The organism is Lysinibacillus sp. GW823-FHT02G10 (assembly GCF_058797135.1).
The window spans coordinates 1127603-1150229 of sequence record NZ_JBXAJI010000001.1; the positions used below are offsets into that span (position 1 = coordinate 1127603).

Here is a 22627-nt window from a genome sequence, read left to right on the forward strand (position 1 = left end):
TTTGATGTTATGCTATAACAGTATAGGGATAAAAATCCTACATCGTTATTTTGGAATAGAAGGTGATATGATGCCTAAGAAGATATTGTTGGTAGAAGATGAAAAGCATATCGCTCGCTTTGTCGAACTTGAATTACAACACGAAGGCTATGAAGTAAAAACTGCCTTTGATGGTCGAGAAGGATTGGCTTTGGCAACATCGGAAAATTTTGATGTACTTTTACTGGATGTGATGTTACCAAGTATTAATGGGATTGAGATTTGCCGTCGTATCCGAACACAATCACAAGTACCGATCATTTTATTAACGGCACGAGATGCTGTGATGGATCGTGTAGCAGGACTCGATGCAGGGGCTGATGACTATATCGTCAAACCTTTTGCGATTGAAGAGCTGCTGGCTAGGATACGGACGATATTACGTCGTGTCACGCCAGAGCAGACAAGCAGTGAATCTTTATGCCTACGGGATATTGAAATAGATGTAGCTGCCTATGAAGTTTTCGTTCAGGGGAATAAACTTGATCTAACAAAGACAGAATATGACTTATTGAAACTATTAATTGAGCACAAAAATAGAGTATGTACACGAGAGCATATTTTAACATCCGTTTGGGGCTATGATACGGATATCGAGACCAACGTGGTAGATGTTTATATCAGACATTTACGTACAAAACTCCCTGGGGCGATGAATGATTATATTGAAACCGTTCGCGGTGTTGGGTATGTGATGCGAGAATGAATAAGTTAAGAAATTATTTACGTCAGCAGTCCCTGCAAAAAAAATGGATGCTGACCTCAAGCAGTGTCATCTTTATTAGCTTTACGATAATTTGTGTAGTCGTCTATCTTTCTCTGCATACATGGTTATTAAATGATGAGGAGAGTAAGGTCAATCGGACAAGTAAGGATATCATCTCTTTTTTAGAGTCCCAAGGTCCTACAATTACCATTCAGCAAATTCAGCAAAATACAGGCTTGCTCAAATCGATTGCGGATCGTGATGAGACGGTCCGAATATTTAATGCTGATGGGGTGGATATTTTACGAATCAATGATACCTCTGCTGCTGCACCACTTAATTCGTTGCAAGAAATTTTTGAGATGACCATTGATAAGCAGGATGTGCTGGTCATCAATGAACCGATTCGGATGGGCTTTTTCCAAGGCTATATTCAGGTGATTCATCCGTTAACTAGTTTTCAATCTCTCATGCATTATCTTTTGACAGCCATGCTGATTGCAGGGTTAGGAGCCTTAGTGTTATCTGGCTCTATTGGCTATTATCTAGCGAACTATTTAATGAAGCCACTACACGAATTGCGTGCATCCATGAAAACTGTGATGGATCAAGGATTTAAGGAGCCTATACAGCTAACCTATACATCACATGACGAAATTGGTGATTTACTGAAGATGTATAATGCCATGATGAACGAGCTGCAAATCTCATTTACCCAGCAGCAGCAATTTGTCGCCGATGCTTCTCATGAGCTGCGTACACCGATTCAAGCAATTGAAGGGCATCTTTCTCTTTTAAAAAGATGGGGCAAACATGATCCTGCCATATTAGAGGAATCCATTGATACCTCCTTAACAGAAATTGCTCGTATGCGCAAAATGATTGAGGAATTATTAGAACTTGCACGGCGTGAGGAAAAAGATGAAACAAGTGAGGCCAATGCATTAGTGGTCATCGAAGCAGTGATGGATGAGGTAAAGCTTGTTCATCCACAAGCGCGAATATCGCTGTCGAAACATGGTGAAATTGGTCCGTTATTTATCACCGAAAATGCACTAAGTCAAATCGTTCGTAATATAATAGAGAATGCCATTCGTTATTGTGAAAAAATTCCTGAGATACAAATTTCTATTTCTGTTGCTGGAAATTATGCATGTTTAGAAATTACTGATAATGGTATAGGAATAGCACAAGACAATATTCCGTTTATCTTTGATCGTTTTTATCGAGTGGATGAAGCAAGAAATCGCCAAATTGGTGGAACAGGCTTAGGGCTTAGTATTTCGAAGATGTTACTTGAAAAATACAATGCCACAGTAGAAGTCAAGAGTGAGGTTAATATTGGAACCGTTTTCTCGCTGAAAATCCCGCTAAAATATTAAGAAAAATACACGCTTTATTTCATTATTCTATCCTTTGCGAAAAAAATTGCTTAATTTGCTAAAAAGAGTTGTATTTTTTGTGAAGAGTAGTAAGATTGAGATGGAAAAAACGTTCTTTAAAATATGGAAAAGTAGTGAGAAACATTCTTTTAAAGAACGGCTAAATATTATATAATTAATTGCAATTTAATTAATGGAACTGCCGAAAGGCAAAATTTGGAGGTCATTTTTCATGTCGAACAACGTTACAACTGTAAGTTCTCCATGGTCAGCTTTCTCTGGTCCTAACCTAGGATATGTGATGGAGCAATACGACTTATTCTTACAGTCTCCTGAAGAAGTAGAACCGGAGTTAGTTTCTTTATTCCAACAATTTGGTGCACCAGTAGTAGTAGAAGGTGAAGTAGCTGTAGCTAGTCATACAGCAGCGGCTCCTGCTGGCGATTACAAAAAAGTGTTAGCCGCTGTAAAACTAGCAGATGCAATTCGTTCACGCGGTCATTTAGCAGCAGATATCTATCCTCTGAAAAACCGTGAACTACAAACAGCTCAAATTGAAGAAAGCGCGTTCAACTTAAGCGCTGCAGATTTAGCTGAAATTCCTGCAGCAATCTTCTTCAAAGATGTGCCAGCAAACGTGAAAAATGGTAAGGATGCAATCGACTATTTAAAAGCTATTTATACAGATAAAGTAGCATTTGAATATGGTCACGTAGTAGCTACTGAAGAACGTGATTGGATTCAAGCGCAAATCGAATCAGGCTCATTCAAACAAGCATTATCTGCGGATGAGAAGAAAGCCTTATTAGATCGTTTAACTCGCGTTGAAAATTTCGAGAAATTTATTCATAAAACTTTTGTAGGACAAAAGCGTTTCTCTGGTGAGGGCTTAGATACGCAAATCGTTCTATTTGATGAAATTATTAAAACGGCAGAAGCAAAAAATGTGGAAAACGTACGTATTGGTATGGCACACCGTGGTCGCTTAAACGTTTTAACACACATTTTAAATAAACCTTATGACATGATGTTCTCTGATTTTGCACATGTTTCCAATGATTTATTTATGCCAGAGCATGGCCGCCTTGAAATTACAAAAGGTTGGACAGGTGATGTGAAATACCACATGGGTGCTTCTTACAACCGTGAATCCGGTATGAATGTGAAATTGGCTTACAACCCATCTCACTTAGAAGTGGGCAATCCAGTAGTACTTGGTGCTACTCGTGCAACACAAGATGATACATCTAAACCAGGGCAACCTATTTTTGACCGTACAAAGGGCTTAGGCATTCTTGTACACGGTGATGCTGCATTCCCAGGTCAAGGGATTGTAACAGAAGTGTTAAACTTCGCTAAAACAGAAGGCTTTACAACAGGTGGAACAATCCATATTATCGCAAACAATATGATTGGATTCACAACAGAACATTATGATTCTCGTTCTTCTGTGTATTCTTCTGACCCTGCAAAAGGCTATGAAGTACCAGTAATCCATGTCAACGCAGATAGCCCAGAGGCAGTAGTGCAAGTTGGACGTTTTGCGGCAAACTACCGTCAAACATTTGGCAAAGACATTATTGTGGACTTAGTAGGTTACCGTCGCCATGGTCATAATGAAACAGATGACCCAACAGTGACAAACCCAGAAACATACAAATTAGTGTCTAAACATGAAACAGTGCGTGCATTATATGGTGCACAATTAGTGGCAGAAGGTCTTGTAACTGCTGCTGATGTAGCTGCACTAGATACAGCTATCTATGCAGAAATGCAAGCAGCCTATGACCACGTCAAAGAAATGGCAGAAAAAGATGATCATCATCATTTAGAAATGCCAGAAGAATTAAAAGTAGAGTTCCCACAAATTGATACAGCAGTAGGTGCGGAACGTTTAGAAAAAATCAATGAAGAGCTTTTAGTGTTTGAAGAAAACTTTGAACCACAGAAAAAGCTTGGTAAAATCTTAGAAAAACGCCGTGATGCTTATGCGTCTGCAAAAGTTGACTGGGGTCATGCTGAAACTTTAGCGTATGCAACGATTATTCAAGATGGAACACCAGTACGCTTTACAGGTCAAGATGCACAACGTGGTACATTCTCTCAACGTCACTTAGTACTGCATGATAAAAACAATGGCAATGTCTTCACACCACTACACCATATTTCTGGTGCGAACGCATCCTTTACAGTACACAACTCTCCACTGACTGAAGCTGGGGTGGTAGGCTTTGAGTATGGTTACAACCTAGAAAATAGCCATGTACTAACAGTATGGGAAGCACAATTCGGTGACTTTGCGAATATGGCACAAGTGATGTTTGATAACTTTATTTCAGGGGCACGCTCAAAATGGGGTCAAAAATCTGGTCTAGTTATCCTTTTACCTCATGGTTATGAAGGTCAAGGTCCAGAGCACTCTTCAAGCCGTATGGAACGCTATTTACAAATGTCAGCTGAAAATAACTGGTTTGTAGCGAACTGTTCAAATGCAGGAAACTACTACCACTTATTACGCCGTCAAGCAGCATTATTAGGTACAGAAGGGGTACGTCCACTTGTAGTCGTATCACCAAAATCATTATTACGTCACCCATTAGCTGCGGCGAATGCTGAGCAATTAGCAAATGGTTCATTCCAAGAAGTGATTGAACAACCAGGCTTAGGGGCTAAACCAGAAGCTGTAGAGCGTATCGTTTTAGGTACAGGTAAAGTGATGATCGACTTAGCAGAGCGCGTGAAAGACGGCGAAGGCTTCGATCACCTACACATTATTCGTGTAGAACAACTTTACCCATTCCCAAAAGAGCAAGTAGCTGGTATCATTGCTAAGTATCCTAATGCAAAAGAGATTGTTTGGGTACAAGAAGAACCTAAAAACCAAGGCTCATGGAATTATGCATTAGAAACATTATATGAACTTTCAGAAGGTAAAAAACTTCGCTATGTAGGCCGTCCTGCAATGAGCTCAACTTCTGAAGGGGATGCAGATTCTCATAAAGCAGCACAAGCAGCTCTTATTGAAGAAGCGGTTGCTGAGCCAGTAAAGGTTAAATAATATATATCAATTTTTGAAACCGGGCTACTTGCCCTTAAGCAGTAGCCCTTCTATGTGCGTCATGCACGTTAATCAAAGGAGGAAATGAAAGTGGCTGAAATTAAAGTCCCTGAATTAGCAGAATCGATTACAGAAGGTAGTATCGCACAGTGGGTAAAAAAAGTGGGCGATCGCGTTGAAAAAGGTGAATTCATCGTTGAACTTGAAACAGATAAAGTAAACGCTGAGATCATTTCTGAAGAAGCAGGTGTATTAACACAAATTTTAGCTGAAGAAGGCGATACTGTACTAGTTGGTCAAGTTATCGCAGTAGTAGAAGCAGGCGAAGGCGCAGCAGCAGCTCCAGCAGCGGCAGCACCAACTGAGGCAGCACCTGCACCAGCAGCGCCACAAGCAGCACCTGCACCAGTTGCAGCAGCTCCAGCAGTAGAAGAAACTTCTGGTGAGCGTGTAGTTGCATCTCCAGCAGCACGTCGTCTTGCACGTGAAAAAGGTATTGACCTTGCAGCGGTATCTCCAGTAGATCCACAAGGACGTGTACGTGTACAAGATGTAGCAGCTCATGGTACAGCACCAGCTGTAGCACCAGCAGCAGCACCTACATCCGTAGCAACTTCAGGAGGCCCAGTAGTATTCACACCAGCAGCTAATTCTGACCGTGTAACAATTGAAAAAATGAGCCGTCGTCGCCAAACAATTGCAAAACGTTTATTAGAAGTTAAACAATCAACAGCAATGTTAACAACATTCAACGAAATTGACATGACAAACATCATGGCACTTCGTAAACGTAAACAAGAAGAGTTTGTAAAAGCAAACGACATCAAACTTGGTTTCATGTCATTCTTCACTAAAGCTGTTGTTGCAGCACTGAAAAAATACCCATACGTAAACGCTCAAATCTCTGGCGATGAAATTCATTTAAATAACTTCTTTGATATCGGTATTGCTGTATCGACTGAAGAAGGTTTAGTCGTACCAGTTGTACGCGATGCAAATAGCAAAAACTTTGCAGAAATCGAAAAAGATATTGCTAACTTAGCGACAAAAGCTCGTGATAAAAAATTAGGCTTAAATGACATGGCTGGTGGATCATTCACAATCACAAATGGTGGTGTATTCGGTTCATTAATGTCAACACCAATTATGAACGGTACGCAAGCTGGTATTTTAGGTATGCACTCAATTGTAAACCGTCCAGTTGCAGTAAATGGTGAAGTTCAAATCCGTCCAATGATGTATGTAGCACTTTCATACGATCACCGTATCATCGATGGTAAAGATTCTGTAGGATTCTTAAAAACAGTTAAAGAATTAATCGAAAATCCTGAAGATTTATTATTAAATTCATAATTCCATTAAACCCTGCGAACAATGTTCAGCAGGGTTTTTTGTATGACGAAAGGTATTGACCGATTCTATGCTTGAAAGAGTACGAATGTTACATCGTTTAGAGGAGCAAAGAAAGAAAAAAACGCAACTTTTCTTACATATAGAACATACTCTATAATAAATATTTGTTGTAATTTTCAGAAATATCAACAAAAGTTCAACGATTTAAAGTGGAAGCAGAACGCACAATATCCTAATATTGTCATTAGTCAGAAAAATGTTAAAATCGTCTTGACGAACATATTAGTTTTATAGTAGTATCTAAATATCAATTAAATAAACAAACCTCACGAATTGTTACCAGTGAGGTAGAGGCGCGGTATTTATTAGTTCATTGTTGAGTAAAAGCAAGCGAAGACGCAATGAAGAAGGAAATATCGCCGAAGTATAAAAGGAGCTCGTACTTTTATACTGGGTCTGCAGTGAATAAGTGCAGGACTGTCCTAGTAAATGGATTTCCAGATTTACTAGGTTGTGCTATCTCGGAAACATGGAAATTATAGTGAGGATTTGGGCAACTGTCATAAAAGGTAAGACCTAAGTTCAATAAACTTAGGTCTTTTTTAGTACAGTTGTCTTATTTTTTTACAGAAAAGGGGAGTTTTTCATGAAAAGAAAATGGTTGTTAGTAATGATCTCTATCATGACGGCAATTGTGCTAGCTGCATGTGGCGCAAGTGACAAAAAAGAGGGCGGTTCAAGTGATGCTGGAACTGACAAAGAAGAAGGTGGCGGTGAATTCCGAATTGGAATGGAGGCTGGCTACCCACCGTTCAACTGGACACAGCAAGACGATGCAAATGGCGCAGTGAAAATTGCGGATAATGCAGAGTATGCAGGTGGCTATGATGTACAAATGGCAAAGAAAATCGCTGAAGGTCTAGGCAAAGAGTTAGTCATTGTTAAAATGGAGTGGGACGGTTTAGTTCCAGCGCTACAATCAAACAAAATTGATGCAATTATTGCAGGTATGTCACCAACAGAAGAACGCAAGAAAACAATTGATTTTACAGAAAACTATTATACTTCTGATTTTGTTATGGTTATTAAAAAAGGTAGCAAATATGAAGGCGCAAAATCGATTCAAGACTTCTCAGGTGCTAAAATTACATCACAATTAAATACATCAAACTACACAGTTATCGATCAAATTAAAGGCGTAGAAAAGCAAACAGCAATGGAGAGCTTCCCAGCAATGCGTGTGGCGTTGGAAGCAGGTAAAATTGATGGCTATGTAGCTGAACGTCCAGAGGGCATTTCGGCTTCTGCTGCCAACGATAAATTCACATATGTAGCATTTGAAGAAGGCTTTGATACAGACCTATCAAATACTTCAATTGCTGTAGGCTTACGTAAAGATGACGCAAATCGTGAAAAAATCAATGAAATCCTAAAAGGCATTTCAGAAGATGATCGTCAAGCGATTATGGAAGAAGCTATTTCTCAACAACCCGCAGCACAATAATGACATGGCACGGACTAGCAATTAGTCCGTGCATGATCATTTCATCATTATCAAAATGAGAACCTCTCTACATAATGATAATGTCCTAGCGTGACAAATCATAGAATAGTAGAAAGAGCTAGGACACAAAAGAAATAAGCGAGCAAGATGACATTGTTAGGAGGAACATCATGAGTCTTGAATGGATACTTTCAATTATTGAAAACAACTGGCAAATGTTTTTACGAGGTGCGTATTATACGTTACTGATTTCGAGTATTAGTACAATTATTGGTGCATTTATCGGATTTTTCATCGGAATTATGCATACGATTCCAGTTCGTAAAAAAGGTGTGAAATTTTATAGCTTAAAGCTCATTAATTTTATACTAACATGCTATGTTGAATTTTTCCGTGGTACACCAATGATTGTACAAGCTATGGTTGTCTACTACGGATTAGATATCGCATTCGGTATCGATATGCACTTTATTACAGCAGGTATTTTAGTCGTTTCCCTCAATACTGGGGCATATATGGCAGAAATTGTTCGTGGCGGTATTGTATCCATTGATAATGGTCAATACGAGGCAGCATCAGCAATTGGCATGAATCACTTCCAAATTATGCTTCATGTTGTCTTACCACAAGTAGCGCGTAATGTTTTACCAGCGACAGGTAACCAATTAATCATGAATATTAAAGATACAGCCGTATTAAATGTCATTGGAGTAACGGAATTATTCTTCCAAACAAAATCAATTTCGGGTAACAACTTCCGTTATTTCGAATCATTCTTCGTTGCATGTGTTCTTTATTTCATCATGACATTTACCGCATCTCGCATCCTTCTGTATGTTGAAAAACGTCTAGATGGTCCTGATGCCTATCAAAAAGAACAAAAAGAAGCCGTATAGGGGGACGCACAAATGGCAGTCATTAAAATCGAGCATTTAAGTAAATCATTTGGACGTAACCAAGTGTTAAAAGATGTGAATTTCCAAGTGGAAAAAGGGGAGGTAGTTTGTTTAATTGGCTCCTCTGGCTCTGGTAAATCCACATTGCTTCGTTGCATAAATTTATTAGAAACGCCAAGTGGCGGTCAAATTATTTATAAAGGGGAAGACATCCTAGATGAAAAGCACAATATTCAAGAATATCGCACACATTTAGGCATGGTGTTCCAGCAGTTCAATTTATTTAACAACCACAATGTCATAAGTAATTGCACAGTGGGCCAAATCAAAGTGTTAAAACGTTCGAAAAAAGAAGCAGAAGAAACGGCGCTTAAATACTTGAAAATCGTTGGCATGGATCAATATGTGAATGCCAAGCCCCGTCAACTCTCAGGCGGACAAAAGCAGCGTGTGGCCATCGCTCGTGCCTTATCAATGAATCCTGATGTAATGCTATTCGATGAGCCAACATCCGCATTAGACCCAGAAATGGTGGGTGAGGTATTAAAGGTAATGCGTCAGCTAGCAAACGAGGGCAATACGATGCTCATCGTGACACATGAGATGGAATTTGCCAAAGAAGTAGCAGATCGTGTTGTCTTTATGGATAAAGGTGTAATTGTGGAAGAAGGCCCTCCAGCACAAGTATTAGTCAATCCACAACATGAACGTACGAAGGAATTTTTAAAGCGTACATTAAAATAAGCACAAAAAAGTGAGTCCAACCTGTTGGACTCACTTATTTTCTAGAATTCCATTCTGCATAAAGTACAAAGCAGATTGCGAATGCTACAGCAATGATAAAAAACCATTGCGGTACACCACCAAAACTCATCATAACACCTCAAATATTCATTTTTTTTGGATAGAATAGGTATAGTATTTCTTTTTTCTCCACAAAAGACCAAAAATATTATAAAATAAGCAATAGACATTAGCTTTTGCTAGTAAAGAGAGGTAGAGAGAATATGTTACATTTAAAATGGAAAGATGCGCCAACATTACGAACGGTTACTTGCAAACATACAAATGCATCGAAATACTTAGTATCAAACGTATTAACAGTAGGAAAAGAGTATGAAGTGAAAAATGAAACAGAAGAGTTCGTTTTTATCATCGACAACACAGGTAATGTCGGTGGCTACTATAAAGATTATTTTGAATAAAAACAAACAGGGTGGTTCAGAACATTTGCTGAGCCACCCATTTTTTTGTTAATCTCGCTGATAGCTGCTAGCACCCGCCACATCCTGTAGCTGTTGTTTCTCTTGTTCAGTTGCGGTATGCAGGGCAAAGACATCTTTAATTGCTGTTTGCAGCTCTTGCTGTGTTTCTTTAAACTTCGAAACTTGCTGTTCAAACGTGGGACTTGAGAAGCGATCATGAGCCCTTGATAATCGCTCCTCTAAACGTGCATAATGATGATCCATATGCATCGATAGCATCATCGCCAGTTGGTTTTTCCAGAGCGGAATCAAGGTAACGATAGAAAACTCAATTTTTTCAGCTAATGTTTGATTGGCCTGCTGAATCATACGAATTTGAGGAGCTGTTTGCAGAGCGACTTGCTGTGATACTTGTAAATCATAAATACGTTGATCGAGTCTTTCGATTTGAGCAGCAAAGTCATTTAATTGCTGGATCGCAAGTGGCTGTTTGGTAGCTTGGACACTCGTTATTTGTGCAGGTAGCTCTACCTCAATGGCTTGCTGCTTTTTCATTTGTCCTGCGGCAATCGCCGTTGCCAATTCCTCAAAAAATCCTCGATTATGGGCATAAAGCGCCTCTAAGTTTTCAACATCTTTTATCAGCTGAAGCTGTGCACGTTCTAGCTGAACGCCAATGCGCTCCACCTGTATACTAATACGTTCAAATTCTGTGAGTGTTTGCTTCACATTAGGCTCGGTTTTGCCAAAGATTTTTTTGAAAAAGGTTTGCTTTTTTGGTTCCAAAGCAGTCGGATCTACTCGATCTAACGTCTGCATTAAAGAATCCAGCATTTGACCAATTTTAGTGACATCCTTTTGCTTTACTTGAGCAAGCATGCGGTCGGCAAATTGAGACAGAGCTCGCTGTGAATCTTGCCCAAGGGACAGCAATGATTCAAAATCAGTCAAATCGATTTGACTGGCATACAGTAATGCACGACTTTGTGCAAGAGGCGATAGCGTTTCATAAGTCGCCATCGCCTCGTTTTGCGGAGTTGTTTCTAAATAGGATTGGACTAGTGGAGAAAGCCCTGGTATGGTATTTAGTTGAAATGCGTGTTCGTTTGCTGTCATTTATCATCGCCTCGCCAGTCCAATTGTTCTCTACGTCTAAGATTGGAACGATTTGCGAATTCAATCTCCATTTGCAGATGATCGATATCATTTGCAAGCGCATCCTTCAAATCAATTTGAATTGTGTCATTCAAATCAGTTAGGGTTTCACGTGTTTTGGATAAAGTTAATTGAATTTCCTTATCCTTCACTGGCTGCTTGGAAAGCATTGTATATTTATCCGTTAATTCTACAGCAGAAGGTAAGTGTGCATAGAAAAATGGTTCCACATTATAAAATTTACGTGGGTCTGTCTTGACGATTTTGACGATATTTTTGGAGATACGCGTCATTTCAAGTAGTTGTTTAAACGCTGAAACAGAACGTACACGTAAATAGTTTTGACTCAATGTTTGAATATGCTTATTAGCTGTTAATACTTGTGTTTCAATGTGTTTGAATTCTTCTTTTGTGATGCCTGCTATTTGCATGACTTTCTTTTTTTGTCTATGTTTCAGCAACGCTGTACTCGTCGCATAGGAACCCGCAAACAGTAAACCACCAAGGAAGAATCCAGGATTTGCCGCAATTGCTGCGATAGAAACAGTTGTGAGCGAAATAAGAAAGCTGGCACTATGTCTAGAGAAAAACTGTCCGACACTAAGCATTGTTTCATCCTCCTTGCTTTTCAATATGTCTATCTTCTTATACGAAATAATCGACATAAAGTTTCATTGAAAATTAATCCCTTACATAAATTTTACTGCTATTTGTGAACTTTCTCAATGATAATACATAGAATAAGTGAGTTGTTTCGATGAATAAGTCGGTTTTGTTATCCTAAGGAGCCATTCTGACATCGAAATGAGCGATTTTTTGCATCTCGATTACTGAATAGAGGAGCGTAATTTGATTCAAGAGCGGCTTCTGCCTCAAAGCGAGCTGTTAAGTGAGATCCATGAGCGGCTCCAACTCGAAAAGGAGCGGTTTATTCTCTAAGAAGAGCATCTTCATCCAAAATGAATGAGTCTTGTATGAAACTTTTTCCAAATGAATTCGTAACTGATACAAAGGGGGATATAGGATGACGAAAATTTTTCTGGTGTCTATTACAAAAAATATGGATGAACCAGTAAGTGAACAGAAAGTGAAAGAAAAAGTCTTTGAGAAAAAATCAAAATTAAAAGCCTATTTAAACAAAGAAGGCTATATGAAGGAATCTAAAAATCAATATGTGAAAATCACTGATGAATCGATATTAGTTGCTGCCATTCAAAAAATAAAAATCAAAAAATGATGATAGGTCATGTTCTTAAGAGCATGACTTTTTTGATTTCAATAACTAGGAGAGGAGGCATCATTCAAAGAACCCATAGCCCAGTGTCAGCTCTCTAGAAAAACGGCTTCCAATTTGAATCTTTTTCGTCTTTTTCGTTTGGTTTTCTTACAAACGCAATACATCGTTCTTCGCATGCACCAAATATATTAAAATTTTTCTGTGCTTGCCTTAAGGATAGCGTATTAGCTCCACCTCCAAAGTCATAATCATAAAATTGAACGCCGTCATCTTCCCAAAAACAAATTTCACATATCTCGTATGTACCTGGTGGTTTTCCTTTCATTGTCTTATATCCGCAACAAGGACAAGTAAATTTCATTATAATCACTCCCAAATATTTTTCGATAATTTTATCATACTTCCTATATGACAAAACGCCGTGTTAGTTTAAAATTTGTTGAACCCAACAACACTACAAAAAAGCCAGACATTAAACAATGTCTGACTCCATACGTATATAGCCTTTTAAATCATCGTATAATTCTAAAGAAAATGAATTGGAATCGGCTTGGGGACTAACGCCTTTTTGGACAAAAAGGAGAAATTCATTGAGTGCCTTTTCTGAGCCCTCCACTTCCACCTCAATTTGCTCTGCGTCATTCAATCGACAGTATCCTTTTAACCCTAATTCAATAGCTTTTTGCTTGATGAAGAATCGGTAGCCTGTGCCATAGACATCACCAAAAAATTTTATACTTGCTCGTTTGTTCAAGGGAATACCTCCTACTTAATAGAGGAGAGGGGCGAACCTCTCCTTTTATTGCATGACACGTTCTTTTTCTAAATAGGCAATTAAGTTATTAATGTGATAAAGTACATGCTTAGATGCCTCATCGACTTCTTTTAGATGAACATCAGCTTGTTCGATATGACCCGCTTTATGGGCTTCAGCCGCAAGCTTCGCTGATTCATGGACGCGTAAATGATAGCCATCTAATTCATGATAGTCCTGTAAATGACCGAAACGTTCGACTGTACGAGGCGCAGTGTACCATTTGCCAAGTCGACAGTCTCTATGAGAAGAAACATCGCTTGGATCAACGTTTTCTAGGCCAAGGAACATGTTATAAATGCGCCATTTCCATAAAATATGATCCGCCTTCGATAATTGTAGTAGGGCAATAGATGAAAGCTGTACATTATTGTTAGCAATAAGATCATTACGGAAACGGTTAATTTCTTTCCCTAATAAATGAATATCGCTGGATGTATTATGACTATAATCACGAATATCTTCCTGCAAGCTTGAAATTTCGATCATTCTTGCTGAAACTTCATCAATCGCGGCTGCTTGTTCCTGGGAAATGGCAGCCGTATTTGTCACATCTAAATTAATACCCTCAATCGCTTGAACAATGGCATTTAATAATGGTAACGAATCTTTTGCTTCAACGGTTGCTTCTTTAATAATAGCTGTCGTATCTGTAATTGAGTTAGAAACATCATTCGAATAACTCTTTAAATGATGAACATTTGCGGATACTTCACTTAGCGCAGCTACCGTGTTTTCAGCAAGCTTTCGTACTTCCTGTGCAACGACCGCAAAGCCTTTCCCATGTTCACCTGCACGCGCTGCTTCAATGGAGGCATTAAGTGCGAGTAGATTCGTTTGATCGGCGATTTGATTGATTAATGTGACAACCTGCTCAATATCATTTACCCTTTTTTGTAATTCCGAAAATGAGTCAACAATGGATGTAAAGGTCTCCTCTGTTTTAAAAATCTCCGATAGGGCATGCTCAATAGCGTTTTTACCTTTTGTAGCATGGTCAACAGATTCAGTTGTTTTCTCTGATATATGAGAAGACATGCGTGCAACCTCATTGATAGAAGCTGCAATCTGTTCTGTGGCAGCAGTAGAGGATTGAATCTCTTCATTTTGCTTATCTAGGCTAAAAACTAAATCTTTCATGTACATAATTTTGGCATTGACATCCATTAAAGAAGATACTTCTCCTACCACATTTTCAATAATGCGTTCTGTTAACACTTCCACTAATAATTCTTGATCGACATTGACAGCGGATTGGAATGATTTCATATATTGAAATGCTTTATTTGGCTTGATACCAAAATTGTATAAAATATATGTAGTAATATAGAAGGCAAATTGGTTGAAGACAACAATTAATTTACCAGGCTCGTATTGATGCTTGCGGAATAGATTGAAAAATTTGACAGTTTCATCTACATAATGATCATCACGAGTTGCTAAGAAAAACTGTGTTAAGTATTGATTAATATTTTCTTCACTAATGATTAATTGAGAGGTAGGGGATATCTCGCTTAAATAATGATGAAAAATGGCATTCATGGAAGGGGTAATGTCTTTGAGCTTTTGATAGAGTGCCTTTAAGTGCTCCTCATCTTGTGAAGTGAAATGATTGAATGCCAGTGTTTGGTAAAATCGGCCTGTTGCATGTAAATCTGTACCACGTTTGAGTAGTTCTTCTAGCTCTGCTTTAGGTCGAATACTTGAAAACATAAAAATACCTCCAAAAAGTATGTATAATAAGGTAATAATAGCATAATTCAGGTGGTTTTAATAGACATTTCAATTGTGTTTGCTAAAATGAAACTATCTTATGACAGCAAGGAATGGGCAAATATGTATACAATTATTTACATGAAAGCGGACTATGAGCCTTGGTGGAAATTTGAAGGCTGGGAAGCTTATATTCAAACTGAAGATACATTTGACACGAAGGAGCTCTTTGAACGTGCATTACAGCAAAAATTAGCGCATTTTCGTTCCTCTTACGATAATGAGGCAACGAAAGAGGAGAAGTATTGGGCTTTTTGGTCTGAGGATGAAAGCTTTTACTGTGAGGCTTGCGATGATGATGCACAAGTATATCATGGAATAATTGCGTGTAAAATAGAAGAGAAGTAAAAAAATTTTGAAAAAAAGTAAAAAAGATTTTTTCTTTATTTGACAAAATTATGGATGGCAGTTATACTTAACTTAACAATTTAATTGCTTCACCGGAAACATGAATTCACATATTACAAAAAGTGATCGCGTTAGTTCGGTACTCTTTGTAATATGTGAATTTTTTTCAATCGCTGAAGAAATTACATATTGTTCACTTTTATTTTTTGGAGGTTTTCTTAAATGAAACAAGGTACAGTAAAATGGTTTAACTCAGAAAAAGGTTTTGGATTCATCGAAGTTGAAGGTGAAAACGACGTATTCGTACACTTCTCAGCTATCCAAGGCGAAGGTTTCAAAACTCTTGACGAAGGTCAAAAAGTGGAATTCGAAGTTGTAGATGGCAACCGCGGACCACAAGCTGCTAACGTAACTAAACTTTAATTCTCAGTAATTAAAATTACTTTCGTTAAACCCAAGACATCCTATGCAAATAGGATGTCTTTTTTGTATCATTTGCAAGTTTAAGGATTACAAATCCTATTTTAGGTTAAATATATAGTAGTGGCGGATAGCCATGCAAAAGTAAAGGATAGCGCTATAAAAGTAGCGGATAGCTATGTGAAACTGAAGGATAGCTGCACAAAAGTAGCGGATAACCCCATAAAATGGAGGGTAGCCCCGCCAAAATAGCGCATCGCTGTAAAGAAGGAGGCAGATGAATGTGAATAATGAAGAAAAATTGCCTGAAGAACAGGAGCAACAGGATTTTTATCAGAAACTACGTACAAAATTAGTAGCTTTCCTTGGGTCGAAAAAGGGAAAAAGTAACAAGTTTACTCCGTATTTAATGTTTGTGCCTGATTTATTTCATTTGTTAATTAAAACAGTAACCGATGCGGGTGTAGATAAAAAGAGTCGTGCATTAATTGGGGCATCCATTGCGTATTTTGTATTACCGATGGATTTAATGCCAGAAGGACTGCTAGGCTTTGGTGGCTATTTAGATGATGTTGTACTAGCAACTTTTGTGGTAAATACCATTATTAATAAGTTGGGTCCAGATGTAGTGGAAAAGCATTGGACAGGGGATGACAAGCTTTTACATGTGCTACAAAAGGTTGCAGAAGTGAGTGATGAGGTTGTCAGTAAAATTCCTGTAAAATCGCCAATTGCTCAGTTCGTCAAGCAAGAAAGTAAAGATAAATAATAATATTATGTAAACCTAAGACGCCCTATAAAAATGAACCTGCTTATTACAGGTTCATTTTTTATTGCTCTTCTAATAAATTTCGGAGTTGTTGTACAGGTACAATTAGGCCAACATTTCCAATGGGCTCATATTTCATCGTGGCAAAGATAACCCCAATGACCTCACCATGTTGATCGATTACAGGGCTACCACTATTGCCCCGATAAACAGGAGCTTTTAGCATCCTAACTGGCTCCTGCCAATCTTCTAATTGAATGGCTTCTAGCAATGTTCCTTCATTAGCGATGCCGGTGAAAGCAAGTGGATTTCCAATAAAATAGACATGTTCATTAACAGTGTAAGGTGGATCTTCTGCAAGAGGTAGATAGGGAAGTTGCTCAGCTTGCACCTGTACAAAGGCTAAATCTACGGCTGGATAGCTCTCGATTAATGTTGCTTCCATCAGTCCCTCATCAGGAAAGACAACTGATAATGTTGTGGCATGTTCGACAACATGGGCGTTGGTGACAATCAGACCATCTGGTGAGATGGCAAAACCAGTGCCTTTACTGGAGCCTGTTGAAATTTCAACGACTGCCTTTTTATAGGTTTGTATATCTTCTTGTGCAGAGAGCCGCGTTGAAACCTTGATAAATTCAAGCGCAGGTATGGAGTAGATTTGAAAAATGAGGGCAAATGTATTGAAAAACAGCACTAGTGCCATACCCCACACGATCCAGCGTACAAGAGGCTTTTGTTTTTTTGGCTTTTTTCCATAAATGCGTTCTTCTCGCGCCTGTGCTAATGCTTCTTGCTGTTCCTCGAGTACAAGTTCAATAAATTCTTCTTCCGTTAATTCATCTTGCTTTGGTGTTGCATTATGTATATCACTCATTGATTGGCCTCCTTTGCTAAAAAACAGACGCCCAAGCAGGACGCCTGTTTTCTTTCAATTATTCTATTTTTTGCAAGGTTGATGTCACAACAAATGGCTCATCTTGCTCTGTTTCCATCGTATCCTCTTTGCGAATTAGACCAATGTCCTTTGCAAAATATTTGGTTGTGGTCATTTGATCTTCAGAGCGACTTAGCTGGATGACATCTTGATAGACCGTTGTACCAGTATCAACAGTAGCGGTCGTTGATTCAATTGTCCAACCTTGAAAGCTTGTCCCGACTTGTAAAGGCTTTTGAAGTACGGTTTCCAGTACAGGATAAGATGCTGCCTCAGCTGCACTTGGCATGCTTGGATTACTGTCAACAGGTTCTCGATAGACAAGATCAATACTTGTATCCGTTATGCGGTAGATTTTTAATAGTGTCACACCACCATTATCCTCTATTTGTACGATATGCTGTGTATCGAGGTAGGTAGTTTTTAGTGTGAAGCTAGCAAATTCATTTCCTTCCCCTTGAAAAGAAGCAACAGATCCATCAGGTGGAAAATAGGAGAGAAGTGACGTTTGATCTTGTTCCACTGCTTGCTTGTCTTCCACAGATGGTGTTGGAGCTGGCACAGGCTCTTCCTGAACTTCTTCACGACAGCCAGCCAGTAAAAATACTACAGAAAGTACTAGAACAGGGTATCTCATGGGCACACTCCTTCGCTATTTTCTTTCATTATACGTGAACGAGGAGTGTTATACGAATAATATGAGATTATATAAATAATATTATTATGTAAACTATTAAATGAAAACTTGTAACAGCATGGAAAATTATCTATGATAGAAATGAAGTGAAAAAATGGGGGGCAAAGACATGTATAGACATGTAGATGATTTCTTACAAGAATGGTCAAATGCATCAAACGGGACACTACAGGTATTACAGGCTTTAACAGATGACAAGCTTCAGCAAAGCATTGTAGAGGGTCACAGTACACTTGGTTGGTTAGGCTGGCATTTAGTTGGAGCAGCAGGATATTTTAGCTATCTAGCAGGGTTAAAAGTACCAATGATTCGTCAAGAAGATCCTGTGCCAACGACTGCGGCTGAGATCGTGACAGCCTATGAAAGCGTAGCAAATGGTATTAAAGAGGAAGTGGCTAAGCTTTCGAATGAAGAGTTACTAGAGGTAGTAACAGGCTTTAAAGCGCCGATGCCAAAAGGGGCTTTATTACGTGTATTAATTGACCATCAAACACATCATCGTGGACAAATGACGGTCCTACTACGTCAAGCAGGTTTACCAGTACCTGGCGTGATGGGACCAACAAAGGAAATGCAATAATTACGCGAGCAGCAGATAAATCGTTTATCTGCTGCATTTTTTAGATTGACACTTACCTACTAGTAAGTTAGTATAAAGCCATGACAAATAGAAAAATGCAAATTATAGAATTAACATTGAAGAATATTCAGGAAAAAGGATTCACATCATTTAGTTATGAGCATTTAGCAAAGGAGCTTGGCGTCACGAAAGCCAGTATTCACTATCATTTCGAGAAGAAGGGAGACTTAGGGATTGCTGTTTGCGAAAGAATTCAACAAGGATTAGAGAGAACTTTTACATTGATGAAGGAGTCCACTTTGCCAGCTGAGGAAAAGCCATTTGCCTTTATTATGCAGCGAATAAAATTTCTAGAGCAAGACGGCATTTGCCCTATATCAGCTTTACAGGCGGATTATCAAGAATTACCGCAACCAATGCAAGAAAAACTTCAGCAGCTTAGTCAAATGGAAATCGATGTCTTTGTTGAGCTATTGAAAGAAGCTAAACAACAGGGCGCACTCCAAGCTACTAATGATTTGGAGGCTCTAGCTGTATTACTGATTTCAAGTACGAAAGGGGCATTACAATATAAACGTGTTGTAGGAGAAGCGTTCTTTCAAAAGATGCTGGAGCAATTAAAGGAACTGTTAAAGTAAGACATGAACGAGAAGGAGCGATGTGCATGGTACGAAGAGTCGTTGTTACTGGATATGGTGTTGTTTCCCCGTTAGGTAATTCGGTATCAGCCTTATGGGAGAATATTAAGGCAGGAGAATCAGGGATTCAAAAAATTCAAGGGGAGGCATTTAGCGGCATTAATACGCAAATTGCTGGGACGAGTGCGGATTTCGATGCAACGCTGTATATGGATAAAAAAGAAATCAGTAAATATGATCTATTTGTGCAATATGCTGTTGCCGCTGCCCAGCAAGCTCTGACACAAGCCAATTTAAATATGGAACAGGTAGATAAGGAGCGTTTAGGCGTTTACATTGGCTCTGGCATTGGGGGCATTGAAACGATTTTAGAAAATCATCAAGCGATGCTCAATCAAGGGCCTAGGAAGGTGTCACCATTTATGGTGCCGATGATGATTAGCAATATGGCTGCAGGAATACTAGCAATCAAAACGGGCTTTAAAGGACCAAGCTTTTCACCTGTTTCTGCCTGTGCGACAGGAAACCAGGCGATTGGAGAAGCTTTCTTAGCGATTCGACATGGCTATGCGGATGGCATTTTAGCAGGCGGAGCGGAGGCACCGATCAATCCACTTAGCTTTGCAGGATTCTCCCGCATGAAAGCCATGTCCACTAGGAATGAAGAGCCAACAAAGGCCAGTCGACCATTCGATAGCGAGCGGGATGGCTTTGTCATGTCTGAAGGAGCTGGCATCGTATTCCTAGAGGAGTATGAACACGCCAAACAAAGGGGTGCTACGATTCTGGGTGAGATTGTTGGCTATGGTGTGACAACAGATGCTTATCATATTACAGCTCCTGATTTTACGGGTGCTGCCAATGCCATGAAGCTGGCATTAAAAATGGGTGCTATCGATGGGTCAGCTATCGATTATATCAACGCACACGGCACAAGTACTCCAGAGGGAGATAAATCTGAAACAAAGGCTATTAAACACGTTTTTGGTGACCATGCCTATCAACTAAAGGTTAGCTCCACAAAATCGATGACAGGACATCTCTTTGGCGCGGCCGGTGGAATTGAAGCCATTATTACATTGAAAAGTATAATGGATGGCATTATTCCACCAACCATCAATTATGAAACACCAGATCCCGAATGTGATTTAAACTATGTTCCTAATGAGGCACTTCATCAAGACGTTAACTTTGCGCTATCGAATGGGTTTGGCTTTGGTGGTCATAATGCTGTGCTAGCATTTAAAAAATTTGAGGAATAAGGCATTAGCTATTAGCTAAAAAGAATGGTATGAATTTAATCGTTCATACCATTTTTTACGTTTGTTTTATCAACTTGAAAAGAGAAGAAGGAACTTAAGCTATTGCAATTCAATAAGTTTTCCTTATGATAAATAGCTAGAAATTCGTATTATAACTTATAGTTAGAGTATGGTAAATTCAAAGGTAAAGGGGGACAAATGATGCGAATCTTTGATGCACACTTTCATATCATTGACTTTAATTTTCCGATTATCGAAAATCAAGGTTATATGCCACCAAGCTATGTAGTAGAGGATTATCAAAAGGACACAGTGAGTCTCCAGATAGCGGGAGGCGCCATTGTATCAGGATCTTTTCAAGGATTTGACCAAGCCTATCTTTTAAAAGCATTGAAACAACTGGGTCCCACGTTTTGTGGGGTAACGCAATTACCTAATACGGTCACGGATGATGAAATTGTACATTTACATAACAATGGGGTACGGGCATTACGCTTTAATAGTAGACGAGGTGGCTCAGAGGATTTATCACAGCTAGAAACCTTTGCACGACGGGTTTATGATTTGGTGGGCTGGCATAGTGAATTATATATCGATGCGAAGGAAATACCGGAGATAGCCTCGACAATTGAAGCATTACCAGCCATCTCCATCGATCATTTAGGGTTGTCGGAAGAAGGGCTGCCACATTTATTAAAGCTTGTTGATAAGGGAGTACGTGTCAAGGCGACTGGCTTTGGTCGTGTGGAGCTGGATGTGAAGCATGCTTTACAAGCGATTTATAATGCTAATCCAGATGCCCTCATGTTTGGAACAGATTGCCCGTCTACAAGAGCTAAACGACCTTTTAATTATGGGGATGTGGAATTGATTCAACAGCTATTTGATCAACAGGCTGCTGATAAAATCCTCTACAAGAATGCGCTACAATGGTATTTTCAGCGTTGAATATAAAAAAGAATCCATGTTGGCATGAAAATGGATTCTTTTTTAATTATGACGGTACTAAGCATTTCGATAGTTGGCAAACATAATTTCATTATAATACTGATCTAATTGAGGCATACCTAGTTCTTTTGCGATCATTAGCTCAGCCTCTCGGTCATATGCTACTCTAATAAATTGGATGGCATTGTTTGACTGTGTTCCATCTAGAATGGCATAGGAAGCAGAAGTTAGGTCAAGTGAATTACCAACACTCCCTACATTACAAAGAATTCCTTGTTTATATGTATGTAAAAAAGTTGTATGGATATCGCCATAGAACACAATATCAGGATGTTTCTTGTAATGGCTTGAATTGGTTACTGCCGTATTCTCAAACATAGATAAACGCTTTTCAAGTGGATGATTTGGTAGGATACGTTCAAATTCACTTCTTGGAGACGCATGGAAAAATCTTATGAGCTGTTCATTTAATTCAAGATCAATATGGAAGGGTAATGACCCGAGATATTGATAGTCTTTTGCTGTTAATCGATCTTTAAACCATTGGAGAAAATCATTGTCAGTAGGGGATTGAATAAATACGTCCCAATTGCCTCGTACGACTTGTTCACAATTCTGTTGGATAAGTTCTATACAGGCAGAACCTTGAGGGCCCTTGCCGATTAAATCACCTAAACAAAAAATTCTGTCAATCTTTCTTAAGCGAATGTCTTTTAATACGGCCTCTAATGCCGTTTTATTCCCATGAATATCTGATATAATTGCAATTTTCTTCACGAAGATTACCCCCTCATTAATGCTATACTATATCATTCAATAAAAATCCTTTTAATCCTTTAAAAACCATATAAACACAAAATACAAAAAAACCCTCTACCCACTATGGGTAGAGGATTTTTGTAAAGC

At 38.9% G+C, this 22627-nt stretch carries 24 protein-coding genes and 1 riboswitch; of the genes, 16 read left to right on the plus strand and 8 right to left on the minus strand.

Annotated elements, in window-relative coordinates; all coding sequences use genetic code 11:
• Window positions 1-70 precede the first annotated feature (70 nt).
• The 8 genes from AC1RFD_RS05940 (at window position 71) to AC1RFD_RS05975 (ending at window position 10143) form a co-directional block, all read left to right on the plus strand.
• Window positions 71-745 (plus strand): response regulator transcription factor, encoded by a 675-nt coding sequence (locus tag AC1RFD_RS05940; protein ID WP_048392894.1) that lies wholly within the window; start codon window positions 71-73, stop codon window positions 743-745.
• Entirely contained in the window at window positions 742-2127 is a 1386-nt protein-coding gene (locus AC1RFD_RS05945; RefSeq protein ID WP_054548609.1) for a HAMP domain-containing sensor histidine kinase, read from the plus strand. Before AC1RFD_RS05940 ends, AC1RFD_RS05945 begins: the two co-directional genes overlap by 4 nt.
• Before the next feature lie 232 nt (window positions 2128-2359).
• A complete protein-coding gene (locus tag AC1RFD_RS05950; RefSeq protein ID WP_131520251.1) occupies window positions 2360-5185 on the plus strand; it encodes a 2-oxoglutarate dehydrogenase E1 component in 2826 nt (941 codons plus the stop codon).
• A gap of 90 nt (window positions 5186-5275) precedes the next feature.
• Window positions 5276-6538, plus strand: a complete 1263-nt coding sequence (odhB, locus tag AC1RFD_RS05955) for a 2-oxoglutarate dehydrogenase complex dihydrolipoyllysine-residue succinyltransferase (protein ID WP_131520250.1) — start codon at window positions 5276-5278, stop codon at window positions 6536-6538.
• 340 nt (window positions 6539-6878) lie between these two features.
• Window positions 6879-7065: riboswitch (Lysine riboswitch) on the plus strand.
• Window positions 7066-7184: 119 nt separating this feature from the next.
• Complete coding sequence (locus tag AC1RFD_RS05960; protein ID WP_492474610.1) at window positions 7185-8042, plus strand: transporter substrate-binding domain-containing protein; 858 nt, start codon at window positions 7185-7187, stop codon at window positions 8040-8042.
• 170 nt (window positions 8043-8212) lie between these two features.
• The gene (locus AC1RFD_RS05965) at window positions 8213-8938 is read left to right on the plus strand and encodes an amino acid ABC transporter permease (RefSeq protein ID WP_004230111.1); all 726 of its coding nucleotides are present in this window, start codon (window positions 8213-8215) and stop codon (window positions 8936-8938) included.
• A gap of 12 nt (window positions 8939-8950) precedes the next feature.
• A complete protein-coding gene (locus AC1RFD_RS05970) occupies window positions 8951-9682 on the plus strand; it encodes an amino acid ABC transporter ATP-binding protein (protein ID WP_004230107.1) in 732 nt (243 codons plus the stop codon).
• 263 nt (window positions 9683-9945) lie between these two features.
• Entirely contained in the window at window positions 9946-10143 is a 198-nt protein-coding gene (locus tag AC1RFD_RS05975; protein WP_048392887.1) for a DUF6501 family protein, read from the plus strand.
• Window positions 10144-10191: 48 nt separating this feature from the next.
• Here AC1RFD_RS05975 and AC1RFD_RS05980 read toward each other — a convergent pair whose 3' ends face one another.
• Complete coding sequence (locus AC1RFD_RS05980; RefSeq protein WP_009371332.1) at window positions 10192-11259, minus strand: toxic anion resistance protein; 1068 nt, start codon at window positions 11257-11259, stop codon at window positions 10192-10194.
• The gene (locus AC1RFD_RS05985; RefSeq protein WP_004230101.1) at window positions 11256-11906 is read right to left on the minus strand and encodes a 5-bromo-4-chloroindolyl phosphate hydrolysis family protein; all 651 of its coding nucleotides are present in this window, start codon (window positions 11904-11906) and stop codon (window positions 11256-11258) included. Before AC1RFD_RS05985 ends, AC1RFD_RS05980 begins: the two co-directional genes overlap by 4 nt.
• Before the next feature lie 416 nt (window positions 11907-12322).
• Here AC1RFD_RS05985 and AC1RFD_RS05990 point away from each other — a divergent pair, with 416 nt between their 5' ends.
• Window positions 12323-12535: a hypothetical protein gene (locus tag AC1RFD_RS05990; protein ID WP_048392884.1), complete on the plus strand. Its 213-nt coding sequence runs from the start codon at window positions 12323-12325 to the stop codon at window positions 12533-12535.
• Window positions 12536-12629: 94 nt separating this feature from the next.
• Here the strand turns inward: AC1RFD_RS05990 and AC1RFD_RS05995 are convergent, their stop codons facing one another.
• The 3 genes from AC1RFD_RS05995 to AC1RFD_RS06005 all read right to left on the minus strand — a co-directional run bounded on the left by AC1RFD_RS05995 (window position 12630) and on the right by AC1RFD_RS06005 (window position 15062).
• Window positions 12630-12896 (minus strand): CPCC family cysteine-rich protein, encoded by a 267-nt coding sequence (locus tag AC1RFD_RS05995; RefSeq protein WP_016994024.1) that lies wholly within the window; start codon window positions 12894-12896, stop codon window positions 12630-12632.
• Window positions 12897-13007: 111 nt separating this feature from the next.
• The gene (locus tag AC1RFD_RS06000) at window positions 13008-13289 is read right to left on the minus strand and encodes an acylphosphatase (RefSeq protein WP_016994023.1); all 282 of its coding nucleotides are present in this window, start codon (window positions 13287-13289) and stop codon (window positions 13008-13010) included.
• 45 nt (window positions 13290-13334) lie between these two features.
• Entirely contained in the window at window positions 13335-15062 is a 1728-nt protein-coding gene (locus AC1RFD_RS06005) for a globin-coupled sensor protein (protein ID WP_257961003.1), read from the minus strand.
• A 123-nt stretch (window positions 15063-15185) separates the two neighbouring features.
• On the opposite strand from AC1RFD_RS06005, the gene AC1RFD_RS06010 reads away from it, so the two are divergent.
• From AC1RFD_RS06010 to AC1RFD_RS06020, 3 genes are all read left to right on the plus strand, one after another.
• A complete protein-coding gene (locus AC1RFD_RS06010) occupies window positions 15186-15470 on the plus strand; it encodes a DUF1033 family protein (RefSeq protein WP_492474612.1) in 285 nt (94 codons plus the stop codon).
• Between the two features lie 222 nt (window positions 15471-15692).
• Window positions 15693-15893 carry a cold-shock protein gene (locus AC1RFD_RS06015; protein WP_004230088.1) on the plus strand — a complete coding sequence of 67 codons (201 nt, stop codon included), beginning with the start codon at window positions 15693-15695 and terminating at the stop codon, window positions 15891-15893.
• Window positions 15894-16167: 274 nt separating this feature from the next.
• Complete coding sequence (locus tag AC1RFD_RS06020; protein ID WP_066036791.1) at window positions 16168-16659, plus strand: YkvA family protein; 492 nt, start codon at window positions 16168-16170, stop codon at window positions 16657-16659.
• Between the two features lie 61 nt (window positions 16660-16720).
• On the opposite strand, the gene AC1RFD_RS06025 is transcribed toward AC1RFD_RS06020, so the two are convergent.
• Window positions 16721-17536: a S1C family serine protease gene (locus tag AC1RFD_RS06025; protein ID WP_492474613.1), complete on the minus strand. Its 816-nt coding sequence runs from the start codon at window positions 17534-17536 to the stop codon at window positions 16721-16723.
• A gap of 58 nt (window positions 17537-17594) precedes the next feature.
• Complete coding sequence (locus tag AC1RFD_RS06030; protein ID WP_048392874.1) at window positions 17595-18233, minus strand: hypothetical protein; 639 nt, start codon at window positions 18231-18233, stop codon at window positions 17595-17597.
• A gap of 169 nt (window positions 18234-18402) precedes the next feature.
• On the opposite strand from AC1RFD_RS06030, the gene AC1RFD_RS06035 reads away from it, so the two are divergent.
• The 4 genes from AC1RFD_RS06035 to AC1RFD_RS06050 all read left to right on the plus strand — a co-directional run bounded on the left by AC1RFD_RS06035 (window position 18403) and on the right by AC1RFD_RS06050 (window position 21721).
• A complete protein-coding gene (locus AC1RFD_RS06035; protein ID WP_016993631.1) occupies window positions 18403-18873 on the plus strand; it encodes a DinB family protein in 471 nt (156 codons plus the stop codon).
• An 80-nt stretch (window positions 18874-18953) separates the two neighbouring features.
• Window positions 18954-19511 (plus strand): TetR/AcrR family transcriptional regulator, encoded by a 558-nt coding sequence (locus AC1RFD_RS06040; RefSeq protein WP_048392873.1) that lies wholly within the window; start codon window positions 18954-18956, stop codon window positions 19509-19511.
• Between the two features lie 26 nt (window positions 19512-19537).
• Window positions 19538-20773: a beta-ketoacyl-ACP synthase II gene (fabF, locus tag AC1RFD_RS06045; RefSeq protein ID WP_492474615.1), complete on the plus strand. Its 1236-nt coding sequence runs from the start codon at window positions 19538-19540 to the stop codon at window positions 20771-20773.
• Between the two features lie 201 nt (window positions 20774-20974).
• The gene (locus AC1RFD_RS06050) at window positions 20975-21721 is read left to right on the plus strand and encodes an amidohydrolase family protein (RefSeq protein ID WP_288582546.1); all 747 of its coding nucleotides are present in this window, start codon (window positions 20975-20977) and stop codon (window positions 21719-21721) included.
• Window positions 21722-21778: 57 nt separating this feature from the next.
• On the opposite strand, the gene AC1RFD_RS06055 is transcribed toward AC1RFD_RS06050, so the two are convergent.
• Complete coding sequence (locus tag AC1RFD_RS06055; protein WP_048392870.1) at window positions 21779-22498, minus strand: metallophosphoesterase family protein; 720 nt, start codon at window positions 22496-22498, stop codon at window positions 21779-21781.
• Window positions 22499-22627 lie beyond the last annotated feature (129 nt).